Raw genomic sequence first — 25,371 nt, forward strand, 5'->3', positions numbered from 1 at the left:
GGCCATCCGGACCGCAGGGACATTCACACCTTTGCTAACTCAAACGATTTCGGCGTAAGAAGCCTGGTAGACCGCGTTTTCGCGGTTTCGCGCCCGCGTCGATGGCTTCGGCGAGCACGGTGGCCGCGCCGCGGATGTCGACCAGGCGATCCAGCTCGTCGAGGTCGATGTCGATACCGAACTCCACCTCGACGGTCGCCAGGAGCCGGACGCGGCGCCGGGAGTCGACGCCCATCTCGGCGAAGGGCGTGTTCTCGTCGATGGTGTCCGGATCGACGTCGAAGGTTTCGCAGACGAGGGCCTTGATCTCGTCGACGTACTCGCTCCCGTCAGCTGCCATGGGGGAATTCTGTCCCATCCGCGGTCCAGTACCGCGTTCTGGCCGCGGAACGCGCGACCTTGCCGCTGGAGGTCCTGGGCAGGCCGCCGGGTTTCACCAGGAAGAAAGCACGAAGCCGCACGTCGTGCCGCTCGGCGACGGCGCGGGTGGCGGCCCGCGCGATCTCGGCTTCGTCGAAGTCAGGGGCTTTCCGCGCGCGTTCGGCGACCACGACGACGCCCTCCCCCTCATCGCCGTCGACCGAGAACGCGGCGACTCGGTCGGGCCCGAGAAGGGGGTGCGCGGCGGCGACCGTCTCCTCGATGTCGTGGGGGCTGTGATTGCGGCCGTCGATGATGATCAGATCCTTGATGCGACCGGTCACCGACAGCCTGCCGTCGCGGATCATGCCCAGGTCACCGGTGCGGAGCCAGCCGCCTTCGCCGTCGAGTTCGGCGCCGAACACCTCGGCGGTCAACTCCGGACGGCGCCAATACCCGGCGGCCACATTGGGCCCCTTGACCCAGATCTCGCCCGTGTCGACTTTAGCGGGCAAACTGCGATCCGGCGGTGGCACGACGCGGACCCGCTGCCCCCTGGGCCAGCCGATTTCGACGATTTCCCGGCCGTCCACTTCGGTCACCACCGGGCCGCCGGAATCGCCGCTGGCGACGTAGACCGTAGCCTCGGCCAGACCGTAGGACGGCCGGAACGCGCCCCTCGGGAAGCCGTGGGGTTCATAGGCGGCGAGGAACTCTCGCACGGTCGCCGCCCGGACCGGTTCACTGCCGCTGAGCGCGATCGACACCGTCGAGAGGTCGTACTCCGCGCGCTTCGACTCGGGCACGGCCTCGGTCACCAGGTCGTACGCGAAGTTCGGGGCCGCGGTGAGCGTGTTCGGATACGACGACATCAGCAGCAGCCAGCGCTCCGGGCGCCGGATGAACTCCAGTGGCGCGATGAACACCGTCCGGCCGCCGGCGTGCATCGTCCCCGCGAGCAGTTGCGCCAGCCCCATGTCGTGGAAGAACGGGATCCAGCCGACGCACGTGGTGTGCTCGCCGACGTCGTAGGCGTCGCAGATCTGCCAGCAGGCGGCCGACAACGCCCGATGCGTGATGATCACGCCGGCGGGTGATCGCGTCGTGCCGGAGGTGTACTGCAGGTAGGCGGGGTCTTCGGGGGAGACCGGCGACGGCGGCGACTGGTCGGCCGGGTCCAGCGTCAGGGTGTCGACGGCGATGATCTCGCGAGGCACCGGAACCGGCTCGGCCTCGGCGAACTCGGTCAGCCGCTCGACCAGGGCCTCCGACGTGAGCCAGATGTCGGCGTCGCAGTCGTTGAGGACCCCGACGAGCCGCTCGCGGTGAGCGCGGACGTCCGGTGCGGACAGTGGCACCGCGACAGCCCCGGCGTACAGCGCGCCGAAGAAGGCGACGACGTAAGAGAGGTCCTGCCGCGCAGTGATCGCGACGCGGTCTCCCGGCTGGATCACCTCACGCAGCTTCGCCGCGACAGCCCGGACGTGGACGAGCAGTTCGGCCCAGGTCAGCGTGTCCTCGACGGGCTCATGCCGGTTCGAGCAGTCGAGGTGCGTGTACGCCGGACGATCGACGTCGGCGCGTTCGAGCAGGCGGAACACGAGCGGCGTCCGCAACACTTCCTCGGGCACTTCTGGTGACACTGGCACATCCTCCGGCGGCGCATGGGCATCATACGAACGTGGACGACTTCTTCGTGCTGGACGATCCGGCGGATCGCGTCAAGGCCCTGCGCGACCGCGAGCTCAGCTCGAACCCGGGCGGTGCCGCCGCCGAGACGCCGAACCTCCTGCTGATGGACGGCTCGGACCACCGGCGGCTCCGCGCGGTCGTCAAGGAGGTCATCGCCCTGGTGGAACCCCTCCCGAATGCCCTGCTCACAGACCTGCGCGTCACGATTAGCCCGCTAAAGTCGAGTGCGCGCTTCGACCTGGTGGCCGATTTCGCCAGGCCGGTGGCGGCCAGGGTGACGGAGGCGGTGCTGGGCACGGTCGAGCCGCTCGGCGAAAAGCTCCTGACGAATCTTTCGGAGACCGCCGCGAATCTGGACGTCTGGTCGGGCGGGCCCGCCGGGGCCGACACCGCCGCGCTCAGGGTCGCGATGTTCTTCCTCAAGGCGAAGGCCGTCGACGGCGGCGGGCTGGCGCTGCTCCGCGAAGCGCACGAAGCGGGCCGGATCACCGAAGACGAGCTGATGATCACGCCGGTGATGCTCGCCCACGCGGCGTACGAGAACTCCATGAACTTCCTCGCCCTCGCCGGACTGGAACTCCTACGCCGTCCAGACGTCCTCGACGACGTACGCGGTTTGATCCACGAAATCGCCCCGACACGCTTCGCCGCCCGCCGCGTGACCACGCCGTTCTCCTTGGCGGGCAAGGACTTCACGACCGGGGACAAACTGGCCATCCCCCTGGGCCCCGGCGACGAACTCGCCTTCGGCCTCGGCAGGCACACCTGCCCCGGCTCGCGAGTGGCGGTCGCCGAGGGCGAAGTCGCGCTTCGCGCCCTTGCCGAGATCCTGACTCCCGACCACGTCGCCGAGGAGGTGCGGTACAAGACGCACGCCGTCTTCCACGGCGTCGAGCGGGCCATCGTCGCGCTGCGAACCTGACCGTTCAGGTCGCCAGCCAGTCGGTGTCGGCGAAATCGTCGTCGTCGCCTCGCGCTGCGGCCGCCCGCCGATGCCGCCCGGCCGGACGCTCGTCCGGCACAGGCGCCGGTGGCTGCGGCGGCGCGGGAACGGACGGAGCAGGCGGCCGGTACGCGATCGGCGGCTCCTCGGCCGTCCGATACCCGGCTCGGCGCTCGTTCTCGGTCTCGTCCTCCTCGAACCCGAAGTCGCCGTCGTCCTCGACCTTCTCGGAGAGCGTCGACTCGGTCGCCCAGCCACCCGCGGCCTTGGCCTTACGGTTGCGCTCCTGCAACCGGACGATGACACCGCCCTGGATCTTCGACTGTTTGTCGAATTTCTCCTTGGCCTCGGCGAGCGCCTCTTCACGGCGTTTGTCGAGCAGAGCCATCCGGGCGGAGTTCTCGCTCTCCAAGTTCGCCAATTTGCTCTTCATCGCGGCAAGCGCGTCTTCGGAACCCACGGTCAGTCCTCCCCTCGCTGATGCCGGCCGCTAGCGGAACCCGATGACACCGTCGTCGTCGAGAGAGCCACTGATCCGGCTGCTCGACGTCGCGGTGTCGAACAGGCCGCCGTCGACGCGGTAGCCGCTCGAGGTGCGCTGCTGATCCTCGCCACCGCCGCCCGCTCCGGCACCGCCCATCATGCCGCCGCCCATCATGCCCATTCCGCCGCCCATGGCCATGGCGGACTGATCGCCGCCGCCCGGCGCCGAGCCGAGGCCTGAGGATGCGGGCGTGGACGCGCCGCCGCCGGCACCCGCCGGGTCTGAGACCTCGCCGAGTCCGTCGTCGCCCATGGGATTGCCCAGCGACTGTGGCGAGGTCGACTCCGAATCCGCCGCCGGTGCGGTCTGCTCGGTGGCGGCCGCCGGGACTTCGACCGCGCCGGAAGCCGGAACGTCGTGCGGCCGCCCGGGCTGGCCTCCGTTTTGTGCTGCCGGCTCCGGATCGGCCTGCGGCGTCGCATGGTCCCTCGCCACCGCTTCGACCGGCTGACCGGGAACGTGCTCGGCGGCGTGCCTGCCACCCGGCACGGCGGCGTCCGAACGAGCTTCGGGAGCACCACCGCCGGCTGTCTTGGCCGGAGGGCTCTCTTCGCCGAGGGTGTAGGTCGTCGGCTTGCCGCTGCCGTCGTCGACCGTGACACGGGTGGGTCCATCGGGCCCGTCCGGCCGCTCGGCGGTGATCTTGAGGCCACCGTCCTCGATGTGGATCTTGCCGTCCTGGCCGGGTTTGAACGCCTGGTCGTCCGCGCGCGGAGCGTCCGGCGACTGAGCGGCGTCACCCCCGGGTCCGCGGTTCGGTGTGTCGAACGGCAACGGCCGCGAGTCACCGAAGTCGAGCTTGTACTCCTTCGGCTGTCCTGTGCCGTCTTCGACCGAGATCCCCATCTTGCCGTCCTTGCCGGGCTCGGCCATGGAGATCTTGTGATCGCCCTGCTCGACGGTGACGGATTCCGGGCTCTCCGGTTTGACCGCCTCGCCGGTGCGTGGATCGATCGGATACGCCTCGCCGGTCTCCGGGTCGACTTCGAGCGGCTTGTCCGTGACGGGGTTGATGTTCGGATCCGGCGGGGTCGGCGGCGCCGGAGGGGCGGGAGGCTTCGTGTCGCCGATCGGCGTGGTGTTGCCCCCGCCTCCACTACCCGGCCCGGCACCCGGTCCTCCGCTACGACCGCCGCCGTCGTCCGGTCCTCCGCCGGTCTTGAACCCACCGTCCGAGGTCCCGGCCGCCGCGTCGAGATTGACGAACGGGTTCTCTTCGAGCTGGCTGAAGAAGTCGGTCAAGCCCTGCCAAGCCCCCGCGACCGCGGCGTGCGTGTTGGCGCACATGGTCCGGAAGTCGGTCAGGTACTTCGAGTAGAACGCGTTGAAGGTGCCCGACAGATACGCCTTGACCTGCCCGATGATGTGATTGATCGTCTCGTCGTCGAGGTCGCAGTCCTCGTCGTTGATCATGTCGCGCGACTGCTGATCGAGGAACTTCGAGCAGTGCCTGAAATCGTCCTGGCTGGCGTTGTTGCCGAGCTCGGCGATGCGGATGATCCGGTCCAGATCCTGCGCGGTCACCTCGCCGAGACGGTCACACGACGCCTTGATCATCCAGTCGGCCTTGTCACGGCAGAACTTCGCGACCGAACCGGCCGCCGTCATCATCGCGACGGCGGCGTGTTCCGCGCCGTCGGCGACGACCTTCGTCTTGGCCTCGTAGTTCTGCTGATAGGTCCGCGCCTGGTCGGCGGCGGCACCCTCCCAGCCGCCGAGGTTCTTCTTCATCTCCCCGGAGACATCAGCGGAGGAAGTGGCGACCGCTTCCTTCAGCTTCGTGAACTCGTCGGCACCGGCCGCGAATTTGCCGAAAGGGATCTTCCGCTGCTGGTCGTACAGCTCACGCAGCTGGTTGATGTCGGCCGGAGTACCGGAACGCACCGCCGCGACCGAACGGTTGTAGAGCGGGACGAAGATCTCGATGTTCCGGAACGAGGGTTTGCCGAAGTCCAGGATCTGGTCCGAGGTCTCCGCGGCGGGGTTGGTCGCGGAGGCCTTGGAGGCCATCTGGTCGAGGCCCGTCCTGGCGTCGGCGTTGGCCTTCTGGTTCGCCTGACGCTCGTCCTCGGCGAACTTGTCGACATAGCCCTTGGCATTGCCGTACGCGACCTGGACGCTGTCTTCCAGGCTGTTGATCAGCTGGGTGTCGGAAAGCATCCCGCCCCAGAAGTTGTTCCCGTTGAGATCGCCTTCGCTGATCTTCATCTGCGCCTTTACGGCGTCACGGAAACCGTTCTTGTCCTCATCGCTGGCGAAGCCGACCTCATCAGGGTCTTCATCTTCGATGTAGTCGATGTACTGAAGGGCGAGATCACGCCGGACGTCCCACGGGATCCGCGTGTCGTTGATGATCTGCTCGACCTCGGCACGGGTCGGGAGGTCGTCTTCTTCCTGGGCGGTCACCGGCCGCTCGCCTTCACGGCCTGACTCGTGTCGGCTTCGTTGGCCTCGTACTTGCCGCCCGAAGCGTTCAGCTTCTGCGCGAACAGGTCAGCGGCCTTGAGGTAGCTGTCGGCCATATTGGCCAGCCGTGTGACGGCCGGCCGGTACGGGCCGTAGCTGTCCTGGTGCCCCTGCCCGAAATCCATCGCGGTCAGCTGGATGTCCTTGACCGCGGCCAACGGCTGTTCCAAAGCGTGCTTCGGAATGTCGCTCAGTGCCTTGGCCGCCTGCGTCAACGCCTGCGGATCGACCTTGTGGCCGCCGGCCATGTCTCCCCCTCACCCTGGGCAACGATCTGCGTCGGAGATCAGACGTGGCCCAAGCCCTCCCGGTGCCGCTCCTTGCACACGGAATGTACCGGGCCGGTAACCCCAGCGCAGCGACTTGGGGAGATCGTGAGAGGGGTTACGAGGCGGAGGAGACGACTCCCGCGAGCCGGTCCGCGGCCGCCTGTGCGGTGTCGTGCGCGGTGGCCTCGACCATGACGCGGACCAGCTGCTCGGTGCCCGACGGGCGCAGCAGGACACGGCCTTCTTCACCGAGTTCCGCCTCGACGGCGCCGACGGCGTCGCGGACCGCGGCCGAGACGGCGACGGCCGCCTTGTCCGCCACCGGGACGTTCACCAGCACCTGCGGCAGGCGGTTCATGACCGCGGCGAGCTCGGCGAGCGATTTGCCGGTGGACGCCATGCGGCTCATCACACGCAGCGCGGTGAGGAGGCCGTCGCCGGTGGTCGCGTAGGCGGGCAGGACGACGTGGCCCGACTGCTCGCCACCGAGCGCGAACCCGCTCGCGCGGAGCTCTTCGAGGACGTAGCGGTCTCCGACGGCGGTGGTGACGAGGTTGATGTCGTGCGCGCGCATCGCCAGATGCAGGCCGAGGTTGCTCATCACGGTCGCGACCAGGGTGTTCTTGGTCAGTTCGCCGGTCTCGGCGAGCGCGAGCGCGAGGACGGCCATGATCTGGTCGCCGTCGACGAGTTCACCCGCGGCGTCGACCGCGACACAGCGGTCCGCGTCACCGTCGTGCGCGATCCCGAGGTCGGCGCCGTGCTCGACGACGGCGGCGCGCAACGCTTCCGGGTGATTCGAACCACAGTGCTCGTTGATGTTCACGCCGTCCGGGTCGGCGTGGATCGCGATGACCTCGGCGCCGGCCTTGCGGTACACCTCGGGGGCGGCGAAGGAGGAGGCGCCGTTCGCGCAGTCGACGACGACCCGCAGCCCTGCGAGCGGGTGCGGGGTGGCCGACAGCAGGTGCTCGATGTAGCGGTCACCCGCGTCGGGGACGTCCTTCACCCGGCCGACGCCGATGCCGGTCGGGCGGGTGACGGGAGCGGAGAGACCGGCTTCGATCTCGTCCTCGATCCCGTCGGGCAGTTTGTGGCCACCCGCCGCGAAGAGCTTGATGCCGTTGTCGGGCATGGGGTTGTGGGAGGCGGAGATCATCACGCCGAGATCCGCTTCGAGCGCGCCGACCAGGTAGGCGACGGCGGGCGTCGGGAGGACGCCGAGGCGGAGCACGTCGGCACCCGCGGAGGTGAGGCCCGCCACGACGGCGGCCTCGAGCATCTCGCCGCTGGCGCGCGGGTCACGGCCGACGACCGCGACCGGGCGGTGCGAGCGGTCGTGGGCGGCCAGAACGCGGGCGGCGCTGGCGGCGAGCGAGAGCGCCAGCTCCGGGGTCAGCTCCTCGTTGGCGAGGCCACGTACGCCGTCGGTACCGAATAGACGAGCCATCTGTCGACCTCCTTGAAAAACCACCACGACAACCTAGCCAGTCCCCCTGCCGACCTGTCCACGCCCCCGTCTCGCCTTCAGCGGGCTAAACGCGACGCGCGCGACTTTAGCGGGCTAAACGTGACACGGGTGGGGCGCATGGGGTGGGTGTGACGGGTGGGGCTGGGGGCGAGAGGGGCCGAAGGACCCCGGAAACACGGAAGCGCCCATCCGAGAGACGGATGGGCGCTTCCGCGGGTTGCGCCAGAGGCGCGATCAGCGCTTGCTGTACTGCGGAGCCTTACGGGCCTTCTTGAGGCCGTACTTCTTCCGCTCCGTGGCGCGGGCGTCACGGGTCAGGAAGCCGGCCTTCTTCAGGGCCGGACGGTCGTCGGCGTCGACCTCGACGAGCGCACGGGCGATCGCGAGACGGAGCGCGCCGGCCTGGCCCGAGATCCCGCCACCGTGCAGGTTGGCGAAGATGTCGAACGAGTCGGGCTTGTCGACCGTCACCAGCGGCTCACGGATGAGCTGCTGGTGCACCTTGTTCGGGAAGTACTCTTCGAGCGTGCGGCCGTTGAGCTTGAACTCACCGGTACCGGGAACGACGCGCACCCGGACGACGGCTTCCTTACGACGGCCGACGGTCTGGGCGTTGCCACCGGCGGCACGCGACGGGCGCGGGGCGGCGGGGGTCTCGCTGGTCGCGACGGCGTCGCCCACCGGAGCGGTCTCCGTGGTCGCGACAGCCTCGACGGCCTCGGTCTCGGTGCTGGTCACAGACTGTTCCTCACTCACTGCGCGACCTGCGCGATCTTGGTGATCTCGCGCGCCTGCGGCTGCTGCGCGGCGTGCGGGTGCTCGGCACCGGCGTAGACCTTGAGCTTCTTCGCCTGGGCGCGGCCGAGCTTGTTCTTCGGGAGCATGCCCTTGACGACCTTCTCGAGCAGGTGCTCGGGCTTGGTGTCGAGCAGCTCGCCGAAGGAGCGCTTACGCAGACCACCGGGGTAACCGCTGTGCCGGTACGCGAACTTCTGCTCTCGCTTGTTACCGGTGAGCGCGACCTTCTCGGCGTTGACGATGATGACGAAGTCACCGGTGTCCACGTGCGGGGCGTAGGTCGGCTTGTGCTTGCCGCGCAGCAGCGTGGCGACCTCGGTCGCGAGCCGGCCGAGCACGACATCCTCGGCGTCGATCACGTGCCAGGCACGAGTGACGTCGCCGGGCTTGGGGCTGTACGTGGGCAAGGGTCTACCTCGTCGTCAACATTGCGTGTGGGTTCTGTGCGGGCCTAGCGCTTACGCGCCGCAGCGCACAACGACATATGAAGATACCCCCACGCCCGACCCTACTGCGAAGCGGGGGTCGGTCCGGGGTCCCATACTAGGACCGGCGCCCGGCGGGCGCCCCGCAACTGTACCCCGCCGGTGTGGCGGAACCGCCCACGGCATCGTCGTTCGCGGGAGAGGATGAGACGATCCGGACGCGCACCGCGCGCGGGGGACTCGATCAGGGGAACGGCGATGAACAAACGTCCAACGACCATCTTGTGCGTGCTGAGCGCCGTGCTGGCGCTCACCACCGCCTGCGGCCAGGGGCGGGCGGGCACCGCCGTGCCGAAGGGTGACGACGCGGCGACCTACGTCGGCACGAAGTTCGAAACGGCGATGAACAAGCTCCAGGACACCATCGGCCAGCAGCGCGACGTCACCAGCGAGTCGGGCGCCTACTTCCGGTTCGACGAGAAGTACATCCGCAGCACGATCTCCTCGGCCCGCACCGGTTCGCCGGAAGGCCGGGTCAGCCGTCAGCGCTCGCAGAAGAACCCGGACGACAGCATCGACTGGTACACGCCCGCCGACGGGACTGTCGAGTACGTGTACCTCGGCCCCGTCTACAAGAGCCTCGCCCCGACACCGTGGGTCTCGATGCCGAAGTCGGAGGCCGGGCTGGCGATCCCGTGCGCCTGGGTCGGGATCATCACCGCCTGCAAGATGGCCGACGCGATCGCCGTGTCCTACAACGCGGACAAGAAGATCGTGAAGGGCGCCAAAAGCCTTCCGGAGAACCGGATCGAGCTGACCGCCGACATCCCGTTCGGGAAGTTCATGGAACGGCGGGTGGAGATCCTGCCGCCCACGATCAGCGGGGCCGTCACGGCCGAGATGAAGAAGGCGCCGGTGCGCACCACCGTCTCCCTCAACTCGGACGGCACGCTGAACCAGATCGTCATGGACGCCAAGATCGAGGGTGGTGGGCACAAGATCGAGCTGCGCTACGACTTCCGCTTCACCGGCAAGGCGAGCGCGCAGGACCTGCCCAAGCTGCCCGACGCCTCGCAGATCACCGTGCTGCCGGACAAGGCGGCCAAGGACGACTTCAACCGCCGGTTCAGCGAGTTGAAGGGCGTCTGAGGCATGGCCCCCTTTCGTCCCGACGCCGTGAAGTTCCCGAAGTCCCGAGGTGACCACCGATGAGCCAGCCCCCCGAACAGCAGCCGCAGCAGCCGCAGCAGTGGTGGCAGCCGCCCGCCAATCCCGCGAACCAGCAACAGGGCTGGCAGCAGGAAGGGCAGGCCACCGGACCGCACGCCGGGCAGTGGCAGCAGAACGATCCGAACGCGGCGACCACCGGTTCCTACACGGGACAGTGGCAGCAGCAGCCCGGCGTCACCGGCTCCTTTTCCGGGCCCTGGCAGCAAAGCGGCACTCCCGCACCGGGGACGGCGTGGCAGCAACCGCAGCAGCAGCCCGCGCCACAGCAGGATTGGCAAGCACCGCACCAGGTTCCGGGCACTCCCCCGCAGGGACAGTACGGCGGCGGATTCCAGCCCGCCCAGTCCTCGCAGTACGGCGGGCTCGGCGCTTTCGGAACAGAGCCGGCGAAGAAGCCCAAGGCCTCCAAGAAGACCTTGCTGATCGGCGGGATCGCCGCGGCCGTCGTGATCGCGGGCGGCGTCGGCGCTTGGCTGCTCGGCGCGTTCGCGGGCGACACGCTCGATCAGAAGTCGGTCCAGGACGGTGTCGCGCGGGTGCTCAACGAGCACTACGGGGAGCCGGACGTGAAGAACGTGTCCTGTCCTTCCGGCCGGCCAGTGGAGAACGGCACCACGTTCGACTGCTCGATCGATCTTTCGGGGCAGCAGAAGAAAGTCACCGTCCGGGTGCTGAACACCACCCCGGAATTCGAGGTCGGCGCACCGCACTGACACGAAAAAGCCGCGACGGGTTTCCGTCGCGGCTTTTCCTTTGACACAAACGAAACGGCGGGCTCGGCATCCGAAGATGCCTGCCCGCCGTTGCTCGTTCGGAGCCGGAAGACTCAGAACAGGCCGGTGACGCCCTGTTCCGTGGCCTGGTAACCGTCGGCCAGCTGCGGCAGCACGCCGGCGACCTGCGCGAGCAGCTGCTTGAGCTCCTCGAACTTGTTGTCCCACTCGGTCTGCGCGGCGAGGTACGCGGTCTGCGCGTCACCCTGCCAGGTGTTGACCAGCGGAGCGAGGTCGCTCTTCAGCTGCCCGAAGAGGGACTCCAGCTCGCCGCCGGTGTTCTTGCAGTCGTCGGCCGCCGCGTGGATCGTGGCGTAATCGACCTTCATCTCGCCCATGAATTCCTCCAGTGATTAAGAAAAGTCTTGGATTGGTGCGGGGGTGGAGCCAGATCAGCCGAGGACGCCGAAGCCCTTGTTGACCGAGTTGATGAGTTCCTGCTGCTGCTGCTCGGAAGCGTTGTACTTCGAGCCGGCCTGCTCGAGCAGGTCACCGATGTTCTGGAGGGCCTGGTTGAGCCCACGGCCCGCCTCGTCGAAGCGCTTCATCACGTTGTTGAACGCGATCGAGGCGTCGCCGGTCCAGCCGGCGCGGGTGGCCTCGATGTTGTCGCGAAGCTTGCTCAGGTTCTGGTCCATCGAAACGCGAACCTCGGTCACCCGCTTCTCAGCCTGGGTGAACTGCTCGACATTCCCCTGAAAACCGCCAGCCATGGGAGCTACCCCCTTCGTTCGTGGTTATCCGTACTTGGTGAAGTTCGTTTGGTACGGACCTACGACGGAGACACTGCCACGTCTGGTTCCCTCTTGTCGCTCGTTGGTTTCAAGTAGTTGCTTGCGTTAACGCTCCCGGAGGGAACCCGACGCGGGAACTCGGCGCGCACGCTGCGTTCCGCGCGGAGAAAATGGCCCTCACCACGCGATTTAGCGATCGCACACAGGCCGTTCAATCGCCGCGGCTCATGATTCGCGACTGCGAAAAGTCCTCGTCGTCGTCACCCACTCGTGGCCGTCGGGGCGCCGGTTCTGTCCGAAGGGGAACCAAGTCCGCCGCCGAGGGCAATGCGGGAACCGGAAGACCGGCACCGACACGGAACCGTTTCGCGGCGTTCCGGACGGCGGCGGGCGTCGGCGCGGTCTCGCCGCCCGCGAGCCTTCCCTTGCCGAATTGCTTCGCCAGTTCAGCGTTCTCACCGCGGCGGCGTTCGTAGCGCGCCTTGGCCGTGCGGGCGACCTGCCGCGCATAAGTGACCGCGTCGCGCCCTGTACGCGCGAAGTGTTCGGCGGCGGTCTCGGGTTCGGGTGGCATATGCCTCCCCCTTCAGTTGATGACCACCATCGTCTTGACGACCTGCTCGCAGGCCGCGCTCACGCGTTGTTCGAGCGGCGAGCCGGTGCCGTACTGGCACCCGATGTGGACGCGAGTCTTCCCCTGCACGACGACGTACCAGTCGACGCGCGCGCTCGGCTTGGTCTCGCGGTAGTAGATGACGGTCTTCCCGGCGTACTGCGCGGCGCCGTTGAAGCCGCTGTACTTGTCCGGCTTCAGGCGCGCCAGCGCGGCGAGTTCGTCGACGAGCTTCTGCCTGTCGGCCGTCGCGTCGTAGTCCATCACGTTCTCCTGGGCGACCACGAGATCGTCGCCGGTGAGGGATTCGCTGGGGTGGATCACCACCTGGCGGTTGGCGACGCGGTCGTCGGTCTGTGTCCAGTCCGGCGGCGCGATGAAGCGGTAGTCGTACTGGGCGAGCGTGCGGCCCTCCGGCTCGGCCTCCCCGCCGTTGACCGCGAAGAGGATGCCTGTCACGGCCGCCGCGACGGCCACCACGGCCCCCGCGATGATCCAGGGCAGCTTCTTGTTCTTCCCGCCTTTCTCGGCGGCCTTGGGTTCCCGGGCGGGCTCACCCGGCCGCCACGGCGGCGGCGCTATCCCCTGCTGCCCCATCGGCGGCGACGGCGGCCCGTGCCGCGTCGCGTTTAGCGGGCTAAACGCGCTCTGCGGCGGGACGGGCTGGTGAGGGCCGGGCGGGAACGGGGGGCGCGGGGCATCGGGACGCCGGTCGGCCGCGACGGGCGCGGGGCCACCGCCGACGCGGGAGACCGCGGAGCCCGCGAGCGAACCCGTCCGGTCCGGATCGATCAGCACCGCGCGCAGGGCACCGCGGGCGACCACCGTCTCCGGCTGATCCAGGGTCGTGGGTACGACACCGGTCCGCTCGTGCACCAGCCGGGACACCATCGGGATCCGGCTGGACCCGCCCACGAGGAAGATCGCCGTCAGCTGTTTCGGCCGCAGCCCGGAATCGCCGATCGCGGCCACGGTCAGCTCGACCGCGCGGCCGAGCGGGCCCGCGATGAGCCGCTCGAGGTCTTCCCGGGTCACATGCGCGTCGGCGAACGGCGGCGGCATCGGGACGTCGGTGTACGCGTGCCGGGAGAGCGTCTCCTTCGCACCTCGCACGTCCTGCCGCAGGACGCGGCGCCGCCGTCTGTCCGTGAGCTCGCGGCCTTCGACCAGCTTCCGCCATTCCGGCGGGTCGACGGACGACACCAGCGACCCGACGTGCTCCAGGAGCGCCTGATCGACATCCGCTCCCCCGAAGCTCGGATCCCCCCGGGTGGCCAGCACCTGGAACCCAGCGCGTTTAGCGGGCGAACTGCGATCCGCCGGGCTGCCGGGCATGCGCTGCACCACGGAGACGTCGACGGTGCCACCGCCGAGGTCGAGTACCGCCAGCGCGTCGCCGGGGCGGCCGCTGAACTCGACGGTGCGCTCGGAATTGAGGTCGGCCGGGGCGAACGTCGCCGCGTGATAGACCGCCGCGGCGACCGGCTCCGGCACGAGCGCGACCTGACGCGCGAGCCCGCCCGCCGCCTGCCGGAGCAGCCGAGTGCGGGTCGCGCCCCAATCGGCGGGATGGGTCAGGACGAGCAGCTCGACCTCGGCGTCGCCGGCGAGCCGGCGCGCTTCGGTCACCGCACGCTTCAGCACGGCGTGGACGACGTCGGTCACGCGCAGGACGTTGTCGCCCAGCAGCAGGTCGCCTTCGTCGATCCGGCGCTTCGGGTTCGGCTCGTAGCGCGACGGATCCACCGCCGCCTGCCGCTCCGCCTCCTGGCCGACGAACAGCGTCCCGTCCGGCGCGGCGTAGACCGCCGACGACATCAAGGGCTGCCCGTCCACCACGACGACCTGCGGCTCGCGGCCGTTGATCGAAGCGACTACGCAGGTGCTCGATGTCCCGAAGTCCACCGCTACCCGCACTGTCACAAGCCACTCCCGCAGATCGTCGTCGTCACCCCACGCCCGGCCCTTGCCTCACCTGGTTCCGCGGGAGGTCAGTCCGGCTGAATCCACGAGACCTGCATGAGCTGCTTGCCGTGCTTCCGGGTCACGAGGTTGCCTCGGCCCGGCGGCATCTGGCTCGGCTTCACGTTGGCGACGAGGTTGCCTTCGTCTCGCGAGCCGTTCATGACCATACCGGGCGCCGCGATCTCCCTGAGCTTGCCGAGGATCGGGTCGAACATCGCCCGGCTCGCGCCACCACTGCGGCGCACGACGACGATGTGCAGACCGACGTCCTTCGCCTGCGCGAGGAATTCGGCGAGCGGCTTCAGCGGGTTGCTCGTCTGCGTGGCGACCAGGTCGTAGTCGTCGACGATGACGAACAGCTCCGGACCGGTCCACCAGGACCGGGTCTTGAGCTGTTCCTGCGTGACGTCCGGGCCGGGGAGGCGCCGGGTCATCGACCCGTGCACGTCCTTGACCATGCTCTCCAGCTGCGCGGCGGACACCGCGTAGCCGAGCAGCTGGTCCCCGCCGATGAAGCCGAGCATCGTGCGCCGGTAGTCGACGAGGATGATGACCGCTTCCTGCGTCGTGTACCGCTCGGTGATGCCCCTGGTGATCTGGCGCAGCAGGTTCGTCTTGCCTGACTCGCCGTCCGCGAACGCGTAGAAGTGCGAATCGGCGGCGAAGTCCAGGTAGATCGGCTGGAGGTCTTCCTCGTTGACGCCGATCGGAACCAGCTTCGTGTTGCGCTTGGTGTCGATGGACAGGACCTCGTCGTAGGTGACCATCTCCGGCAGCAGGCGGACCTGCGGCGCCGGGCGGCCCTTCCACGCGGCCTTGATCTTCGCGACCGCGTCGGCGACGCCGGCGGCGACGTCGTCCGGGTTGCTCGATCCGTCGATACGCGGAAGACCGGTCAGCAGGTGCAGCTTGTCCCTGGTGAGACCACGACCGGGGCGTCCGGCCGGGACGTTCACCGCGACCCGGCGGTCGATGTCCGACTCGCTCGGGTCACCGAGACGCAGCTCGAACCGGGTACCGATCATGTCCTTGATCGCCGGGCGGATGTCCGCCCACCGGTTCGCCGCGATGATGACGTGCACACCGTAGGAAAGACCCTGGGTGGCGAGCTTGGTGATCGAGGTCTCCAGCTCGTCGAAGTCGTCTCGCAGCGCCTTCCAGTTGTCGACGATCAGGAAGGCGTCACCGAAGGCGTCGTCCTCGGGCTTGATCTCGCCCCGCCGCTTACGGTTGCGGAACTCGTTCATCGAGTCGATGCCCATGGCACCGAACCGGCCTTCCCGCTCGGTGAGCAGGGTGGTCAGCTCGGCCACGATCCGGCGGGCCTTGTCCGGCTCGCGCCGGGCGACGGCCACGCCGCCGACGTGCGGCAGGCCCTGGAGACCGGCCAACGTACCGCCACCGAGGTCGAGCGCGTAGAACTGCGCTTCCTCGGGGGTGTGGGTCAGCGCCATCGACATGATCAGCGTCCGGAGCATGGTCGACTTGCCCGACTGCGGACCGCCGACGATCACACCGTGCCCGGCGCCACCGGAGAAGTCGGCCCACAGCAGGTCACGGCGCTGCTCGTACGGGCGGTCGACGATGCCCATCGGCACCTGGAGCCGTCCGTTGCCGAAGAACCCGACCGGGGAAAGACCGCGGTCGTCGGTGGGGTTTAGGTTCGGGAGCAGGGTGTCGAGCGAGTTCGGCTCCTTGAGCGGCGGCAGCCAGACCTCGTGCGCGGGCGGGCCCTGGCCGATCAGCCGGGACACGATCACGTCGAGCTCACTGGGCTCGACGGCCTCCTCCGACTTGGCCTCTTCCACCGGCGCGGCCTCGATCTGCTGCGGCTCCGGTTCCTTCGGCAGTTCGACGAAGTCCGGGACGAACAGCTGCGGGCGCTTGTCCGCGCGGACCACGGTCGCGACCGGGCCCGCCGCCTTGATGCCCGCGGGCCGGTACGGGCCCGAGACGTACGAGGCCTTGAAGCGGACCAGCGTCGAGGTGTCGTACTTGAGGTAACCGCCACCGGGCACGGACGGCAGCTCGAACGCGTCGGGCACGCCGATCGCGGCACGGGATTCCGCGGCGGAGAAGGTCTTCAGACCGATGCGGTAGGAGAGGTGCGAGTCGAGACCGCGCAGCTTGCCCTCTTCCAGCCGCTGCGACGCGAGGAGCATGTGCATCTGCAGTGACCGGCCAAGACGGCCGATGGCGACGAACAGGTCGATGAAGTCCGGTTTCGCGGCCAGCAGCTCGGAGAACTCGTCACAGACGATGAAGAGCGCGGGCAGCGGGTCGAGGTCGGCGCCGTTCTCGCGGGCCTTCTCGTACTCCCAGACGTTCTTGAAGTTACCGCCGTTCTTCAGCGCCTCCTGGCGCCTGTTCATTTCGCCCGCCAGCGCGTCCTTCATGCGGTCGACCAGCGTGACCTCGTCCGCGAGGTTGGTGATGACCGCGGAGACGTGCGGAGCGGCGTCCAAACCGAGGAACGTCGCACCACCCTTGAAGTCGACGAGGACGAAGTTCAGCGTGCTCGACGAGTGCGTGGCGAGCATGCCCAGCACCAGGGTGCGGAGGAACTCCGACTTACCGGAACCGGTCGCCCCGATGCACAGGCCGTGCGGGCCCATGCCCTCCATCGCGGCTTCCTTGATGTCCAGCTCGACCGGCTGGCCGTACTCGCCGACACCGAACGGGACGCGGTAGCGGTCTCGCACCGGGCGCGGCCGCCAGGCCTGCTGGACGTCGAAGGTCATCGGGTCGCCGGGGATGCCCAGCAGTTCGAGCAGACCGGGGTTGGACAGCAGCGGCTCTTCCTCGGCGGCGTCCTGCGCGGCGGTGCCGACGCGGTACGGCGCGAGAAGGCGTGCCAGCGCTTCGGCCTCGACCACGCTGAGCGTGTCCGGACGGCCGAACCACTCGACGCCGCCGGCGCTGCGCGCGCCGAGGCGGTCTTCCTCGACGACCAACCGCAGACCACGACGGGCCGCGAGGTTGCCGATGGAGTCGGAAAGGTCGATCAGGGTGACGCCGACCAGACCCTCTTCGAGGATGATCTGCTCCTCGCGGGTGACCTCGGCGTCGTCGACGATGATGACGACGTGCGGCTGGTCCGGGGCGGGCGTCGCGTTGCGGGAGAACCGCTGGCGGTCACGGAGTTCCTCGTCGAGCCACTGCTCGATCTGCGCGAGGGAGCCGGCCATCATCCGCAGCTGGCCGATACCGTCGGCGAGCGCCGGGTGCTGGGCGTGCGGCAGCCACTTCGCCCACTCCCACTCCTCTTTGGCGCGGCCCGCCGTGGCGACCGCGATGAGGACGTCGTCGGGGCTGTGGAAGGTGACCAGCTGGGCCAGCATCGCGCGGGTGAGGCCGCGGGTGAGGCCGCGATCGCCCTGCATGCTGACCGCGGCGAACCCGCGGAGGGTGATCTGGGTCGGCAGGTCCGGGACGATGGAATGCGCGCGGACGAACCGGCGCAGGGCGAGCGTCGCGATCGGCTCCAGCTCGTCGACCGGGCCGGTCTGCGGCGGCACCAGCCGCGTCGCGAGGCGGTGCGAGCTGCGGCCGACGCGGAGGTGGAGGAAGTCCTGGTCGTTCTGGCGGCGTTCCCACATCCGGCGGCTCGCGGCCAGCGACCACAGTGTCTGCGGGTCGGGGTGTACCCATTCGAGAGCGGCGCGCTGGTCGACCATGGCCTCGCGGGCCCTGTCGCGCATCTGGCCGAGGTAACGCAGGTAGTCCTTGCGGTCCTCGTCCATCTCGGCCTTTTTGGCGCCGCCGCCCTTGCCCGCGCCGCCGGCCATCATGCCGACGGTGCTGAGCACCATCATGCCGCCCATCATCATCATCATGGGATTGCGTCCACCCGTGGTGAACATGAAGATCATCATGCCGATGGAGGCGAAGATCATCACCGCGGGCAGCAGCTTCATGACGATGTTGCCCGGGATGGTGCGCGGCACCTCAGGCGGCGGTTCGAGATGCACCTCGCCGCCCGGCGGCCGCGGCGCCGCCAGACGCGGTGACTTCTTGAACTGCAGCGTGCTCATCGAAGGACCCCTCTTCAAACTCGACGATGGCGGCCACCGTTGGTGCGCGTACTGGTGCGCGAGACAACCTATCGAACGTGGCCGGCGAAATCCGGACAACGCCGAGAACGGCCCCGGCCGGGGCCGTACGCATGTCGGGAGTGTAGGGCTCCGGCTCCGCCGACGTGCGTTTAGCGGGCTAAGTGCGATCCGGCGGCCCAGAGGCCCGACGTGCGTTTAGCCCCCTAATCGCGATCCGGCGGCCCAGACGGCCCGACATGCGTTTAGCCCCCTAATCGCGATCCGGCGGTCGTGGGCACCCGGGGGCCCAAGGCTCCGGCGCGTCGCGATTAGGGGGCTAAAGTCGACGCGCCGGCAGCCGGTCTGAGGGGGCTCGGAGGCCTTTCCGAGGTCGCCTCTCCTACTTTTGCCGGTCTTTTTCCGACAGTCGATGATGTGGGCACCCGGGTTCGGTATAGGTTCCCCCGGGAGCAGACTCTCAGGGCAGGGGGAAGGCAGTGGCAACGGGCACGACGGTATTCAGCAGGGTGACGGTGGTCGCGCCACGCACCCGGATCGACGTGGCTTTGCCGGCTGACGTCGCGGTGGCGGACCTGCTGCCCATGCTGTTGGAGATGGCGAAGGAGGCGACGCCCGACGGCGGCGCCCGCCACGGCGGCTGGGCGCTGGCGAAGCTGGGCGACGCACCGCTCGACCCGAGCCGGACGCTCGCGTCCCTCGGCGTGGTCGACGGCGAACTGCTGCAGCTGCGCAAGCGCAACGAGAACCCGCCGCCTCCGCTTTACGACGACGTCGTCGACGCGATCGCCGAGTCGTCCCCGGACAGCTTCCGTCCGTGGACCAAGGAGACGGCACGCCGCTTCGGGCACATCGCGGGCGGCCTGTCGCTGTTCTTCGCCGCCCTCGCGCTCTTCACCAGCGGCTCTTTCTACGGCGGCAACGCGCTCGCCGCCGCGATCGCCGGCGGTGTCGGCGCGATCGCGTGCGTCGCGATCGGCGCGACGCTGGCCAAGGCCTACCAGGCCGAGGCGACCGGCGTGCTGATCGCCGCCGCGGGCGGTCTGCCGCTGGCGTTCGTCAGCGGGTTCTACATCGTGCCGGGGCTGTCCCTGTGGGCGAACCTGCTGCTCGCGAGCGCTCTCGTGATCATCGTGGCGGCGGTCTGCATCCTCGTCATCGGGCACGGGATCACCACCTTCATCGCGGCCGCGACGACGGCCACGATCTCGGCGCTGACCTTCCTGGCCGCGACGCTCATCGACACCCCGATCGCCGGGATCGCCGCCGGCGCCACCGCGTTCTCGCTGGCCTGCATTTCGATCCTGCCGCGCGCGACGATCAAGCTCGCCGCCCTTCCGACGCCTCACGTTCCTGGCAGTGCCGAAGAGCTCAAGGAAGACTCGGGCTTCCCGGACTACCGCGCCATCGAGCGCCGCACGGCGGTCGCTCACGAGTACATGACCGGCCTGCTGACCGGCTGCGGCGCGGCCACCGCGCTGTTCGCGATCATCGCCTCGACTTCGCCGACGGTCTTCGGCCCGATCCTCGGCGTGATCGCCACGCTCGTCCTGCTCCTCAGGGCGCGCGCGTACGCGAACGGCGCGCAGGCCATCGCCCTGCTGACCACCGGCATGGTGTCCGGCGCGGGCATCCTGCTCGGCTGGATGTGGTCGGCGAGCCCGCTGAACCGTGTCCTGTTCGTGTTCGGCGCACTGCTGCTCATCGGCGCCGGCGCGCTCGTGGTCGGCGTGATCTTCCCGAACCAGCGCTTCTCGCCGCCGTTGCGGCGGACGGTGGAGATCTTCGAGGCCGTCTTCATCGCGACGGTGCTCCCGCTGGCGCTCGGCGTCATGGATCTCTACACGACGCTGCGCCACCTCAACTTCAAGTGACGACCCGATCGGATGATGTTCTGATGGCCGTAGCGCGGAAGTCCAGGGGGACGCGCGTCCGCCACCTCGGCCTCGCCGGACGTACCGGAACGGTGCTGCTGGCGGCCGGGATCGGTGTTCTCTCGCCGGCGTCGGTGGCTCTTCCCGCGTGGGCGCAGCAAAGCAGCGTCGCGCCGGACGCCGGTGGCTACTACGCGACCCCGCCCCGGGTGGACCCGTCCAAGAAGCCGAACGACTCGGGGAAGCCGGACAAGACCTACGAGAAGAAGACCGAGTGCGTCCAGCGCAGCAAGCTCGGCGGCGACCAGGTCGACATCAAGAACCGGCCATGGGGCCAGGAGTACCTGCAGATCGAAAAGGTGCACCAGCTGATGCGCGGTGCCAAGAAGTCGGTCGGCGGGGGCATCAAGGTCGCCGTGATCGACACCGGCGTGTCCGCGCACCCGTACTTCGGGGGCCGGGTCGAATCGGGTGGCGACTACGTCGCGACCCCCGGTGGCGGCAAGGCGCCCGGGCTCGAGGATTGCGACGGCCACGGCACCGAGGTGGCGGGCATCATCGCCGCGAACCCGCCCGACGCGAGCATCGGCTTCCGAGGGGTGGCGCCGGACGCGACGATCCTGTCGATCCGCCAGTCCAGCCAGAACTACGAGGAAGCGGAAAAGAAGGAAGAGCCGCCGCCCGCGTCCAGCTCGGCTCCGCCGCCTTCGTCGAGCAACCCGGGATCGCAGCTTCCGCCGTCCTCGCAGGGGAATGGCGCTGTCGGCGGCGCGGCGGACGGGACCGCGCCCGGCCAGGACAGGGGCGGACGGCAACAGGAACAGGGCAAGACCGCCGGTACGCTGACCACGCTCGCGCAAGCTGTGGTCCGGGCCGTCGATCAGGGTTCCAATGTCATCAACATGTCGGTCGACAACTGCCGCTCGGCCACCGGCGGCATCACCAAGGGCGAGCAGGAGCTTCAGGCGGCGGTGAACTACGCCGTCAATCGCAATGTGGTCGTCGTCGCGGCAGCGGGCAACGTCGGCGACAAGTGCCCGCAGAACGATCAACCGGATCCAAAGGCCCCCAAGACGATCGTCACTCCGCCTTGGTTCTCCGAAGACGTGTTGTCGGTCGCGGCGATCGACGAGACCGGCGGTGTCGCGGAGTTCAGCGTCCACGGGCCGTGGGTCAGTGTCGCCGCGCCGGGCACCAAGATCATCTCGCTGGACCCCGCGGAGGGGTCCAGCAGCCTGGCCAACCTGACCATCGAGGGTGGCAAGGACCCCGGCCCCATCCAGGGGACCAGCTTCGCCGCCCCGTACGTCGCCGGCGTGGCCGCGCTCGTGCGCCAGAAGTTCCCGGAGCTGACAGCGCGTGAGGTGATGAACCGGATCATGGCGACGGCGCAGCACCCTGCGGCTCCGGGCGGGCGGGACAACTTCGTCGGCTTCGGCGTCATCGACCCGATCGCGGCGCTTACGGCGATCGTGCCGGCGGAGGCGGACAAGGCCAAACCGATCCAGCTGCCCGCGGACCTGCCGCCCGCGAACGACCGCGACCCGGCCCCGATGATCATCGCGCTCGCCGGAACGGGTGGGGGTCTGGTGGCCCTGCTCGTCACGCTGTTCGTGGTGCACTCGGTCCGCCGCAACCGGCCGACCGCCTCCTCAGGCCGCAAGACCCCGTAGGACCTGCGTTTAGCGGGCTAAGTGCGATCTGACGCGGACTCGCCTCCGAGCCGCCCAGATCGCACTTAGCCCGCTAAAGTCGCTCTGCCTACTTGGCGGGCTTGGGTTTCGGAGCGGGCTTCGCCGGCTTCTCGTCCTCACCGATCACGGGCGGGACGACCTGGCCGGGCTCACCGACCACATCGGACGGCTTCGACGCGGGCCGGGTCTTGGACTGGTGAGCCGTCTGGCCGCCCCCGCCCATGCCGCCCATCCCCATCATCGGCGCCATCCCCATCGGCATCATCGCCGAACCGGCCCCGGCGACCCCGTGCCCCTGAGCCGGAGCGGCCTGAACGGGCGCGATCTCCGGAACCAGCGCCTGCCCTTGCTCGATCAGCGGCTCGTGCGAGCCGGTCTGCCTGCCGTCGGCCGCGGACGGCGACGTCGACTGCTCCTCGGCCGCCGCCCCGGAATCCGCCTCAGCGGGGGCCTTCTCGGGCACCGGCGCACCCTGTGCCTCGGAATCGTCGTGAAGCTTGAACTCGTCCTGCGGGTACCGGTGCGCGATCGAAATGCTCCGCGAGCCGGCATCAGGATCGTCGACGCCGTCGCAAAACCGCACGAAGCCTTCGAGGACATTGCGCGCGGCTTCGTAGAGCGCTTTGGCCGACTCCTGCGCCTCCTCCAGCTGGGTCCGCGCACGCCGGACACCGCCGACCGGCAGCATCGCGGTCTCGGAGGTCAGTTCCGCCGTGTCGACCAGGACCTCGACGAGGTCGGTCAGGATGCGGCGGATCGACAGCACCAGTTCGTCGAGCGAGCTCGCCAGCGTGGTGAGGGCGTCTTCGACGTCGGAGCCCGCGGCGTTGATGTCCACGATGTACGCGACGAAGGCGTCAGCGTCCTTGCCGGACCACCCTGCGTCGAGACGTCCGAGGTCCTCTGACAGTTCCTTCGAGACGTTGCCCGCGGTCTTCGCCGCTTTCCGGAGCAGGTCTGCCTCGTCCTTCAAGTCCTCCCATCGCCCCACCAGCGGGGTCAGGTAGGCCTCGACCGGATCGATCAGCCCCAGATGCCCAGACAGCTCCGAAACGAAGGCGAGATGGGGCGCCGCGGACTCGATCAGCTCCTCACCGCCCGACCCCGTCGCGTTTAGCGGGCTAACCGCGATCGGGGGCGCCACGGGAGCCGCAGGGCGTGCGGCCGCCATCGGGTGCGGGATGGAATCCGTCGGGTTCTCCGATTCGGCGATCATGCGGTTCAGAGCTCCACTGCGCGCTTGATCGTCTGCGCGGCCTCGTCGTCGTGCCCGGCGTGCCGCGCGGTCACCGTGTGCAGGGCCTCCGACGCCGACCTCAGCGCGGCCGCGCCTTCCACCAGCTGCCGCCGGATGGCCTCGGCCGCACGCCCGTAGGACGCGCCGAGGCCCAGCTCCTCGCCCAGCGTGCCGTGGGACTCGACGGTGACGCCCTCACCCGTCACCTCCGCGGCCGCCAGGTCGAGTTCTCCGGCGGCCGCGTCCACCCGTTTCGCGTAGTCACCGACGACGTCGCCGTCGATCTTCAGGCCGGCCACTGCACCTCCACTCACCCGATTCCGCTCGGGCGTTGAGACGCTCGCGCCGTCCGAGGGGTTCCCGTGATCAGTTACCCGCCGGAGCCTGCGACTGCGTGGCGACCGAACCGGCCCTGTCGTCGATCGGCACCGTGTCGAACGTCCGGAGCACGTCCTGCGTGTTCAGCGAAGCGCCGGTGGGCAGGATCCTGACGATGGACTCGGGCGCGGGCACCCGCTTGTTCAGCCCGATCGAATCCGCCGTGACGGCGTCGGGGACGCCGTACCGGATCCCGCGATCGGAGATCAGCTGGATCGGCCCCTTGTCGAAGGTCTCCTTGCCGGTCGCCGACTGGACGACCGCGGCGAAGCCGGGCTCCATGTAGAAGCTGTTGATCGGCGCGCCGACCGGGCCGGGGGTACCGATCTTGACGCCGGGCGCGGATCCGTCGGCGTTCCGGCCCTTCGGCAGCTTGTCGTCGACGAACACGGCCGTGTGCGCGTCCCGGGAGCCGCCTTCGCCCGCGATGGACCAGCTCAGGCAGGAGACCCGGGAGCCCTGGGTCGCGTTGAGCACCGTCGGCACGGTCTGGGGGTACGCGTCGAGCTCGACGACCTGGGAAACCCGCGTGAGGTTGCGGATCGCGGCCAGCGGCACGGACGTGACCGAGGTGCTGCCGTCATTCTTCCCGGTCTTCACGATGTCCGCGACGGCGGGCGAGATGGACTGGATGCCTTCCCTCGTAATGAGGTAGAAGTCCTTCCGCCCTTCGGCCTGCTCCGTGGAGAACACGTCGCCGACCTTCATGCCTTCGATCTCGTAGCTCGGGCTCTCGCCCTTGCCCGGGACGTCCGGGAGTTTCAGCTCCGGCACCTCGGGGATCGCGTCCAGCAGGCCCTGCGAGATACCGCGGGGCTGATTGGGCAGCTTCAGCGCGGAACGGACGGCGTCGGCGTCAGGCTGGATCTCGGCCTTGACTGCGTTCGCGTTCCGGACGTTCGGGTCCGGCTTCTGCCGGTAGATCAGGTACTCACGGCCGTTGGCACCCTTGGCCAGCAACGCTTCGTTCTGGCCGAGCTCACGGCTTCCGAGCTGCTTCACGCCCGCGTAGACGGTCGTCTCCGTCTTCGTGAGGTCCGGCTGAGGCACGGACGGGTCGTACATGACCTCGTCGCACACGCCCCAGTCCGGGGAGACCCGCTGAGTGTCCGTCGGCATCAGCTGCGGGCCGTTCGGAATACCCATGAGCTGGCCGCGGGGGATGTTCTTCAGCTGTTCATCCGAGACGACTGTGGGGTTCTTCACTTCGGAGGCCTGTGCGGGCCCGGAAGGCTTGGCGCCCGCCTGCTGCGCCCCTTGTTTCGACTGCGCGATGATCAGCAGTCGCGCGGAGGCGAGGTTGAAGGTCGGGATCAATTTCTTCGGGTTCCCGGCCACGACGTAAACCGTTCCGGACTGCTCGCCGATGACGATGTTGCCCGCTTCCGGCACGGCAGGCTTCGGGCTCAGCAGGCCCCAGATGATGAAGACCAGGACGCCCAGCGCGGCCAGCACGACACCCACGATGGTCGCCCGCGTGTGCGTGCGCATCGGGTCGTGGAGCATGACGGCGTCGCGACGGACCAGCGCGGATTGCATCCGTCGCAGAACGAACTGATAAGCCTGAACTTGAGACTTAGTAGTCGGTGTTGATGGCATTCTCGACCTACAGTCCTCCCCGTCGCGGTACGGTTCCGCAGGATAGCCGTACGGGGACCGTCTGGTGTGGGGTTTCTACCAACTCCAGCTAGTGTCAAGTTCCTCGGGACCGGCTTTCCGGGTACGCAGCAAGCACGAGGGGAAGAGAAAGCGCGGATGTCCGTCACCACTCCTCCACGTCCGCCCGGCCCTCCGGGGCCGCAACCTCCCGGTCGTCCGCCGGGGCCGCCGCCCAGGCCCAGCAGACCGGGTGG

General features: G+C 68.9%; 21 protein-coding genes. 5 read left to right on the forward strand and 16 right to left on the reverse strand.

Translation table 11 applies throughout. The features are described 5' to 3' along the window. Window positions 1-34: 34 nt before the first annotated feature. Together BLW75_RS20220 and BLW75_RS20225 are read right to left on the reverse strand one after the other, a co-directional pair. Window positions 35-340, reverse strand: a complete 306-nt coding sequence (locus BLW75_RS20220; RefSeq protein WP_034304326.1) for an acyl carrier protein — start codon at window positions 338-340, stop codon at window positions 35-37. Beyond that, the gene (locus tag BLW75_RS20225) at window positions 330-1,991 is read right to left on the reverse strand and encodes a fatty acyl-AMP ligase (protein ID WP_091597923.1); all 1,662 of its coding nucleotides are present in this window, start codon (window positions 1,989-1,991) and stop codon (window positions 330-332) included. Before BLW75_RS20225 ends, BLW75_RS20220 begins: the two co-directional genes overlap by 11 nt. 50 nt (window positions 1,992-2,041) lie before the next feature. On the opposite strand from BLW75_RS20225, the gene BLW75_RS20230 reads away from it, so the two are divergent. After that, window positions 2,042-2,974 carry a cytochrome P450 family protein gene (locus tag BLW75_RS20230; RefSeq protein WP_034304322.1) on the forward strand — a complete coding sequence of 311 codons (933 nt, stop codon included), beginning with the start codon at window positions 2,042-2,044 and terminating at the stop codon, window positions 2,972-2,974. Between the two features lie 4 nt (window positions 2,975-2,978). Here the strand turns inward: BLW75_RS20230 and BLW75_RS20235 are convergent, their stop codons facing one another. The 6 genes from BLW75_RS20235 to rplM form a co-directional block, all read right to left on the reverse strand. Continuing rightward, window positions 2,979-3,455: a hypothetical protein gene (locus BLW75_RS20235; RefSeq protein ID WP_034304320.1), complete on the reverse strand. Its 477-nt coding sequence runs from the start codon at window positions 3,453-3,455 to the stop codon at window positions 2,979-2,981. A 30-nt stretch (window positions 3,456-3,485) separates the two neighbouring features. Next, the gene (locus tag BLW75_RS20240) at window positions 3,486-5,945 is read right to left on the reverse strand and encodes a hypothetical protein (protein WP_034304318.1); all 2,460 of its coding nucleotides are present in this window, start codon (window positions 5,943-5,945) and stop codon (window positions 3,486-3,488) included. Next, window positions 5,942-6,253, reverse strand: a complete 312-nt coding sequence (locus BLW75_RS20245; protein ID WP_034304317.1) for a hypothetical protein — start codon at window positions 6,251-6,253, stop codon at window positions 5,942-5,944. Before BLW75_RS20245 ends, BLW75_RS20240 begins: the two co-directional genes overlap by 4 nt. A gap of 136 nt (window positions 6,254-6,389) precedes the next feature. Continuing rightward, window positions 6,390-7,724 carry a phosphoglucosamine mutase gene (gene glmM / locus BLW75_RS20250; RefSeq protein WP_034304315.1) on the reverse strand — a complete coding sequence of 445 codons (1,335 nt, stop codon included), beginning with the start codon at window positions 7,722-7,724 and terminating at the stop codon, window positions 6,390-6,392. 255 nt (window positions 7,725-7,979) lie between these two features. Then, window positions 7,980-8,483, reverse strand: coding sequence for a 30S ribosomal protein S9 (gene rpsI / locus BLW75_RS20255; RefSeq protein ID WP_034304312.1), 504 nt, complete (start codon window positions 8,481-8,483; stop codon window positions 7,980-7,982). Window positions 8,484-8,497: 14 nt separating this feature from the next. Beyond that, a complete protein-coding gene (rplM, locus tag BLW75_RS20260) occupies window positions 8,498-8,950 on the reverse strand; it encodes a 50S ribosomal protein L13 (RefSeq protein WP_005166833.1) in 453 nt (150 codons plus the stop codon). 276 nt (window positions 8,951-9,226) lie between these two features. Here rplM and BLW75_RS20265 point away from each other — a divergent pair, with 276 nt between their 5' ends. Next, window positions 9,227-10,117 carry a hypothetical protein gene (locus BLW75_RS20265; protein WP_034304309.1) on the forward strand — a complete coding sequence of 297 codons (891 nt, stop codon included), beginning with the start codon at window positions 9,227-9,229 and terminating at the stop codon, window positions 10,115-10,117. 59 nt (window positions 10,118-10,176) lie between these two features. Further along, the gene (locus BLW75_RS20270) at window positions 10,177-10,911 is read left to right on the forward strand and encodes a DUF4333 domain-containing protein (RefSeq protein ID WP_034304306.1); all 735 of its coding nucleotides are present in this window, start codon (window positions 10,177-10,179) and stop codon (window positions 10,909-10,911) included. Window positions 10,912-11,024: 113 nt separating this feature from the next. Here BLW75_RS20270 and BLW75_RS20275 read toward each other — a convergent pair whose 3' ends face one another. From BLW75_RS20275 to eccCa, 5 genes are all read right to left on the reverse strand, one after another. After that, window positions 11,025-11,309 carry a WXG100 family type VII secretion target gene (locus BLW75_RS20275; RefSeq protein ID WP_034304304.1) on the reverse strand — a complete coding sequence of 95 codons (285 nt, stop codon included), beginning with the start codon at window positions 11,307-11,309 and terminating at the stop codon, window positions 11,025-11,027. A gap of 54 nt (window positions 11,310-11,363) precedes the next feature. Next, the gene (locus tag BLW75_RS20280; RefSeq protein WP_091597926.1) at window positions 11,364-11,684 is read right to left on the reverse strand and encodes a WXG100 family type VII secretion target; all 321 of its coding nucleotides are present in this window, start codon (window positions 11,682-11,684) and stop codon (window positions 11,364-11,366) included. Window positions 11,685-11,916: 232 nt separating this feature from the next. Continuing rightward, complete coding sequence (locus BLW75_RS20285; protein ID WP_034304302.1) at window positions 11,917-12,279, reverse strand: hypothetical protein; 363 nt, start codon at window positions 12,277-12,279, stop codon at window positions 11,917-11,919. 12 nt (window positions 12,280-12,291) lie between these two features. Continuing rightward, window positions 12,292-14,241, reverse strand: a complete 1,950-nt coding sequence (locus BLW75_RS20290) for a type VII secretion-associated protein (protein ID WP_034304299.1) — start codon at window positions 14,239-14,241, stop codon at window positions 12,292-12,294. A gap of 68 nt (window positions 14,242-14,309) precedes the next feature. Then, window positions 14,310-18,317 (reverse strand): type VII secretion protein EccCa, encoded by a 4,008-nt coding sequence (gene eccCa / locus BLW75_RS20295; RefSeq protein ID WP_034304297.1) that lies wholly within the window; start codon window positions 18,315-18,317, stop codon window positions 14,310-14,312. A gap of 527 nt (window positions 18,318-18,844) precedes the next feature. On the opposite strand from eccCa, the gene eccD reads away from it, so the two are divergent. Both eccD and mycP read left to right on the forward strand, forming a co-directional pair. Beyond that, window positions 18,845-20,209: a type VII secretion integral membrane protein EccD gene (gene eccD / locus BLW75_RS20300; RefSeq protein ID WP_091597929.1), complete on the forward strand. Its 1,365-nt coding sequence runs from the start codon at window positions 18,845-18,847 to the stop codon at window positions 20,207-20,209. 23 nt (window positions 20,210-20,232) lie between these two features. Further along, the gene (gene mycP / locus BLW75_RS20305; RefSeq protein ID WP_034304293.1) at window positions 20,233-21,882 is read left to right on the forward strand and encodes a type VII secretion-associated serine protease mycosin; all 1,650 of its coding nucleotides are present in this window, start codon (window positions 20,233-20,235) and stop codon (window positions 21,880-21,882) included. Window positions 21,883-21,970: 88 nt separating this feature from the next. Here the strand turns inward: mycP and BLW75_RS20310 are convergent, their stop codons facing one another. The 3 genes from BLW75_RS20310 to eccB form a co-directional block, all read right to left on the reverse strand. Further along, window positions 21,971-23,119: a WXG100 family type VII secretion target gene (locus BLW75_RS20310; protein WP_034304290.1), complete on the reverse strand. Its 1,149-nt coding sequence runs from the start codon at window positions 23,117-23,119 to the stop codon at window positions 21,971-21,973. 5 nt (window positions 23,120-23,124) lie between these two features. Next, window positions 23,125-23,439 carry a hypothetical protein gene (locus BLW75_RS20315; protein WP_034304288.1) on the reverse strand — a complete coding sequence of 105 codons (315 nt, stop codon included), beginning with the start codon at window positions 23,437-23,439 and terminating at the stop codon, window positions 23,125-23,127. 67 nt (window positions 23,440-23,506) lie between these two features. Then, a complete protein-coding gene (eccB, locus tag BLW75_RS20320) occupies window positions 23,507-25,117 on the reverse strand; it encodes a type VII secretion protein EccB (RefSeq protein ID WP_091597934.1) in 1,611 nt (536 codons plus the stop codon). Window positions 25,118-25,371 lie beyond the last annotated feature (254 nt).

The organism is Amycolatopsis lurida (assembly GCF_900105055.1).
Classification (GTDB): Bacteria; Actinomycetota; Actinomycetes; order Mycobacteriales; family Pseudonocardiaceae; genus Amycolatopsis; species Amycolatopsis lurida.

Bases quoted from the DNA above. Each gene is read 5' to 3' on its own strand.
- BLW75_RS20265 (WP_034304309.1), top strand. From the start codon at position 9,227: ATGAACAAACGTCCAACGACCATCTTGTGCGTGCTGAGCGCCGTGCTG.
- eccCa (WP_034304297.1), bottom strand. From the start codon at position 18,317: ATGAGCACGCTGCAGTTCAAGAAGTCACCGCGTCTGGCGGCGCCGCGG.
- BLW75_RS20285 (WP_034304302.1), bottom strand. From the start codon at position 12,279: ATGCCACCCGAACCCGAGACCGCCGCCGAACACTTCGCGCGTACAGGG.
- BLW75_RS20220 (WP_034304326.1), bottom strand. From the start codon at position 340: ATGGCAGCTGACGGGAGCGAGTACGTCGACGAGATCAAGGCCCTCGTC.
- glmM (WP_034304315.1), bottom strand. From the start codon at position 7,724: ATGGCTCGTCTATTCGGTACCGACGGCGTACGTGGCCTCGCCAACGAG.
- BLW75_RS20245 (WP_034304317.1), bottom strand. From the start codon at position 6,253: ATGGCCGGCGGCCACAAGGTCGATCCGCAGGCGTTGACGCAGGCGGCC.
- eccB (WP_091597934.1), bottom strand. From the start codon at position 25,117: ATGCCATCAACACCGACTACTAAGTCTCAAGTTCAGGCTTATCAGTTC.
- BLW75_RS20310 (WP_034304290.1), bottom strand. From the start codon at position 23,119: ATGATCGCCGAATCGGAGAACCCGACGGATTCCATCCCGCACCCGATG.
- mycP (WP_034304293.1), top strand. From the start codon at position 20,233: ATGGCCGTAGCGCGGAAGTCCAGGGGGACGCGCGTCCGCCACCTCGGC.
- BLW75_RS20270 (WP_034304306.1), top strand. From the start codon at position 10,177: ATGAGCCAGCCCCCCGAACAGCAGCCGCAGCAGCCGCAGCAGTGGTGG.
- BLW75_RS20280 (WP_091597926.1), bottom strand. From the start codon at position 11,684: ATGGCTGGCGGTTTTCAGGGGAATGTCGAGCAGTTCACCCAGGCTGAG.
- BLW75_RS20275 (WP_034304304.1), bottom strand. From the start codon at position 11,309: ATGGGCGAGATGAAGGTCGATTACGCCACGATCCACGCGGCGGCCGAC.